The organism is Psychrobacter sp. AOP7-B1-24 (assembly GCF_052376215.1).
Taxonomy (GTDB): domain Bacteria; phylum Pseudomonadota; class Gammaproteobacteria; order Pseudomonadales; family Moraxellaceae; genus Psychrobacter.
The window spans coordinates 1-5,012 of the sequence record NZ_JBQSVL010000120.1 but is presented as its reverse complement, the minus strand read 5'-3'; the positions used below and the strand labels follow the sequence as shown (position 1 = coordinate 5,012).

Here is a 5,012-nt window from a genome sequence, read left to right as displayed (position 1 = left end):
GTAGCAACAGTGTGAGCGAGCTTGCACAGTTGAGAAGACAGATATTGTCCAATTTCAAAAACATTCCTGAAGTGGGCGAGTATATGCACCGTGATATATTCGATGTATCTGCCAAATACGGTAAAGACACTTTCTTGAGTATCAAACATTTAGGGACAGATGCCTTACCGCGCTTGTTTGCTATTAAAGGCGCGATTGATGCAAAATTTAGTAAATGGTCGTGGATGCCCAAGCACTTTACCGATAAAGTCATGCAGTTTATCGGTAATATATTTCCAAAGCATTTGCCTGAGCGAATGATGGAATATCGTGATAAATACGAGCATCACCTCATCTTAAAAATGAGTGATGACGGTATCGAAGAAGCGCAAGCGTTTTTGAAGTCGTTTTTTGCGACCTCAGAAACAGGCGCTTACTTTGAATGTGATAAAAAAGAGTCAGAAAGCGCCTTCTTAAATCGTTTTGCTGCAGCAGGTGCCGCGATACGATATGAAGTCATACACGAAAAAGAAGTCGGTGAGATTTTAGCGCTTGATATCGCTATACCACGTAACGAGTTAGAGTGGCTAGAAAACTTACCCGAAGAAATCGAACAGCATTTAGACAAGAAACTCTATTACGGACATTTCTTTTGTTATGTGTTCCATCAAGACTATATCTTGAAAAAAGGTAGTGATGCAAAGCATGTCAAAAAAATGATGTTGAAGCTTTTAAATGAGCGAGGGGCAAAATATCCTGCTGAGCATAACGTCGGTCATTTATATGAAGCTGAACCCGATTTACAGAACTTTTATAAAAGCTTAGACCCAACCAACAGCTTTAACCCTGGTATTGGTAAAATGTCTAAAACCAAACGCAATTGCTCATGTTGTCTATAAGTCGTTTAAGCATGATTCTGAATCAGTTATTTGGGGTGTGTCATCAATTAGGGCGCATCTTCACTTAATATTTATCGTTTAGATTGAGAACATGCTCTAAATGTTAAGTTAGGTTGTATCATATGTATTAAAAGCTGCAATACAAAAACGTATTGCAGCTTTTTTTATATCTCAAACTAAAATACGCTCACTTATGATTTAGCCAGCTGTATCTAGAGCCTGCTGACAAGCCTCAGCCAAATAAGGGTCAATACTGTCTTGCTTGAGCATCCATTTTAGATATCCAGCTCCATCGGAATGGGTTGCCAACTTTGCAATAGCCTCACCTTTATATTTGCCAAAACTGAAATGCGTGGGTATGCGTGCCATTTGGCTAAACTCATATAAGCTCTCTGCATCAGTGATGACATGGCCTTGGCTATTGGCTAAATCAATCAGACTACCCAGTACCAACTGAGTGAAGTAAATATCATAAACAGCAGCATGTGCATGTTTTGCTTGCTCACGTGCGATATCTCGATGAAAGAGGTAGAGAAGAGAGACCAGCTTATGGCTTTCTAGCGTAGGTAGCAGATAGTTAGCCATCGCATTGGTGCATATCAGCTTAGGCGTATGTGTCACGCCTGCATTTTTTAGAACGGCCATATCAAAATCAATATTATGACCAATCAAATACTCAACACTACTGGGCAGTCTAAAGTCTGTATGAGGAGGCTCATTCATGATATCTTCTTCACATATATGTGACACTGCCATAGAGCCCAAGCTGATTTCTTTCAGAGGGTTAAAACGCTTGGATCTTGGCTCTTGTAGTACCTCTACCTTGCCATTGTTGATATTCACAATAGAGTAGGCGGCTTCAGTCATGTGCGGCTCAACAAGCCCTGTGGTTTCTGTGTCGAGTATATAAGTGGTCATAATGGGCCTTGATAAATGTGAGGAGCTCAGTGGTCTAATATAAATGCTTGTATTATAGCAGTCTATAGTTACTCCATCATAAAAGTATTGCAGCGTTAACCTGCTTAGATGTACTACTTATCATCAATTAGTAAATATGCTCCTGCCGTCAAATCCGTAAATTTATCCTGTATAAGTAGAATATTTATTCGCTTATTTGTATCAGTACCAGTAAAATGCGAGACTGTTTTCTACACGAGTTTATGAGTAACCAATGATACGTTTAACTGAAATTAAATTGCCATTAAATCATGCACCTGAAGATCTAACGACTGCGATAACGACCAAGCTTAAAATTTCTGCTGAGCAGATGGCATCATTTGTGATGTTTAAACGTGGTTATGATGCTCGTAATAAAAGAAATATCCAATTAATTTATACGCTAGATGTCACGCTGACCGACTCGGATTTGACCAATGATTTACTGGTGCAATTTGAGTCAGACAACCATGTTAGACCAACACCAGATACCAGCTACAAATATGTTGGTCAAGCACCAGAAGACTTAACTGAGCGTCCTATCATTATTGGTTTTGGTCCCTGTGGTTTATTAGTAGGACTCACGCTTGCTCAAATGGGTTTTAAACCCATTATCATTGAACGCGGTAACGAAGTAAGACAACGCACCAAAGATACCTTTGGCTTTTGGCGTCAGCGTAAATTGAACACAGAATCTAACGTACAATTCGGTGAGGGCGGAGCGGGTACTTTCTCCGACGGTAAACTGTATAGCCAAGTAAAAGATCCAAATCATTATGGCCGTAAAGTCATGACGGAATTTGTTAAAGCTGGCGCGCCAGAGGAGATTTTATTTGTTAGCAAACCGCACATAGGTACTTACAAACTAGTCAGCATGGTAGAAAAAATGCGTGCTGAGATTATAGAACTCGGTGGCGAAATTCGTTTTGCTACTCGTGTCGATGATATCCATATCAAAGACGAGCAAATCACAGGCGTTACCTTACACAATGGCGAACGGTTAAACAGCAATCACGTTGTTCTTGCTGTTGGTCATAGTGCCCGTGATACCTTTCAAATGATCCATGATAAAGGCGTGTATGTTGAAGCAAAGCCTTTCTCAATTGGCTTTAGGATTGAACATAAGCAGTCAGCCATCGACCAAGCACGCTTTGGTGATAATGCTGGAAACGAAATACTTGGTGCTGCGGATTACAAACTGGTTCATCATTGTAAAAACGGTCGTTCTGTTTATAGCTTCTGTATGTGCCCAGGTGGCACCGTCGTTGCTGCAACTTCAGAAGAAGGCCGTGTTGTCACCAATGGTATGAGCCAATATTCAAGGAACGAGCGTAACGCCAACAGCGCAATTGTTGTGGGTATCGACCCAGAGCGAGATTACCCAAACCATCCTCTTGCTGGTATCGACTTACAAAGACAACTAGAGACCTTAGCGTTTGAGTTAGGTGGCAAAGACTACAATGCACCAGCGCAAACCATTGGCGATTTCTTAAAAGGCAAACCAGACTCAGAACTCGGTGATGTGAAGCCGTCTTACACTCCAGGTATTACCTTAACGGACCTAAGCAAAGCGTTACCTGATTTTGCCGTGGATGCCATACGTGAAGCCATTCCAGCGTTTAATAGAAAAATCAAAGGCTTTGCATCTGACGATGGTTTACTAACGGGTGTAGAAACCAGAACATCGTCACCAATCAGCATTAAACGTAATAAAGATCTCCAAAGCATTAATACCAAAGGACTATTCCCTGCAGGCGAGGGCGCTGGTTATGCAGGTGGCATATTGTCAGCGGGAATTGATGGTATCAAAGTGGCTGAAGCTGTGGCGAAATCAATATTGAATATAGATTAAGAGCGGCTTTAGGTGATTAAATATTGGGGGTTGTCCTAGGGCGTGTCATTAATTAATACATTTAGTGGCCTTAAAATGGCTGAATTTTGCTAAACATCGTCAGAAATTTTGTCAATATGTTCATATTAACGGCAATTGCTTTCTTGTTTATCTACAATTTTTCTCATTTTAAGCTTCATCATCTACTTGATGACACACCCTAGTTTTCTAAGTCACCTGAGCGGTGATGAAGTCAATACCGCCACGCCCACACCCATTGGTCTTTTTCTAAGTCACCTGAGCGGTGATGAAGAGAGGTTATATGTGGCTGTATGACAAAGACAATTTCTAAGTCACCTGAGCGGTGATGAAGGAGATTTGCAATCACTTCAACACGTTCGACAATTTCTAAGTCACCTGAGCGGTGATGAAGGAGATTTGCAATCACTTCAACACGTTCGACAATTTCTAAGTCACCTGAGCGGTGATGAAGTCTTTTTTGCTTTCAAAGTTATGACGCTTGTCTTTCTAAGTCACCTATGCGTTATATCTAGTAGATAGTATATAAATAATGTATAAAGTATATAGAGTAAGGTTTGGTAGGAGAAAAATTTTTTATATATATAATATACACTATATAAAATACATGTTGGTTCAAGAAATTTTGCATAATTTATAATTTGATCTATAAGGATTGCATGAGTTGCTTCTGAAAGTCTTTGATATCATCGAAGCTGTTAATGCTGCTAGCTATTTGTTAAGCCAGTTTTCTAAGGTCGGTTTGGTTAGTCATTGCTTACTCTCCTGTTAGTGGATTATAAGCAGTTACACAGTTTCTAGGAAGCTCCCTTTTCCTCTCTAAAATCATTTACCATAAGCTCCGTTATATGATTAAAGCTAAACCTATATGATAAGCAATATTTAGAGAAGCAGATAGAATAGTTAATTTCCCCTTACGCAGGGGCGACAAACGGACAGATATCAGAGAAATTTATCTTAGCAGTGGAATTGATGGTTTGAATGGTATTATAGCGAAAGAGAAATACGAATATATCTATATAAAATTGTGAGGAAAAAATATGAAGTTAAGTAAAGCTCGAATTCAAAACTATCGCAGCATTATTGATACTGGTGAATTTGAAATTGAAGACCTAAAAACAATAATGGTTGGCCCTAATGAAGCAGGAAAAACAGTTGTACTAAGAGCTTTGCAACAGTTAAATAAACCTGATGAAGTAGCTGGATTTGATATATTAAGAGATTATCCACGCTCAAAATATAATGATATTAGTTCTGGAAGAGTATTAGCTGAAGATACCATTGTAGTAACAGGTTGGTTCAAACTAGACGAAGCTGATAAAGCTCTT

4 protein-coding genes, 1 pseudogene and 1 CRISPR repeat array are annotated in these 5,012 nt (G+C 39.5%); of the genes and pseudogenes, 3 read left to right on the top strand and 2 right to left on the bottom strand.

Annotated features, from left to right (window positions below; all coding sequences use genetic code 11):
- The coding region (gene dld / locus ACT3QP_RS14060; RefSeq protein WP_444525935.1) for a D-lactate dehydrogenase at positions 1-878 on the top strand (878 nt) is incomplete at its 5' end.
- A 198-nt stretch (positions 879-1,076) separates the two neighbouring features.
- Here dld and ACT3QP_RS14055 read toward each other — a convergent pair.
- Positions 1,077-1,796 carry a 3'-5' exonuclease gene (locus ACT3QP_RS14055; protein WP_192520653.1) on the bottom strand — a complete coding sequence of 240 codons (720 nt, stop codon included), beginning with the start codon at positions 1,794-1,796 and terminating at the stop codon, positions 1,077-1,079.
- Positions 1,797-2,049: 253 nt separating this feature from the next.
- Between ACT3QP_RS14055 and ACT3QP_RS14050 the strand changes: the two genes are divergently transcribed.
- The gene (locus ACT3QP_RS14050; protein WP_192520654.1) at positions 2,050-3,666 is read left to right on the top strand and encodes an NAD(P)/FAD-dependent oxidoreductase; all 1,617 of its coding nucleotides are present in this window, start codon (positions 2,050-2,052) and stop codon (positions 3,664-3,666) included.
- Between the two features lie 204 nt (positions 3,667-3,870).
- Positions 3,871-4,138: a CRISPR direct-repeat array (repeat unit 28 nt; unit sequence TTTCTAAGTCACCTGAGCGGTGATGAAG).
- A 198-nt stretch (positions 4,139-4,336) separates the two neighbouring features.
- Here the strand turns inward: ACT3QP_RS14050 and ACT3QP_RS14045 are convergent.
- A pseudogene (locus ACT3QP_RS14045) lies at positions 4,337-4,438 on the bottom strand (transposase); the annotation flags it as partial.
- Between the two features lie 286 nt (positions 4,439-4,724).
- Between ACT3QP_RS14045 and ACT3QP_RS14040 the strand changes: the two are divergent.
- A partial coding sequence (locus ACT3QP_RS14040) for an AAA family ATPase (RefSeq protein WP_444525934.1) occupies positions 4,725-5,012 on the top strand: 288 nt, incomplete at its 3' end.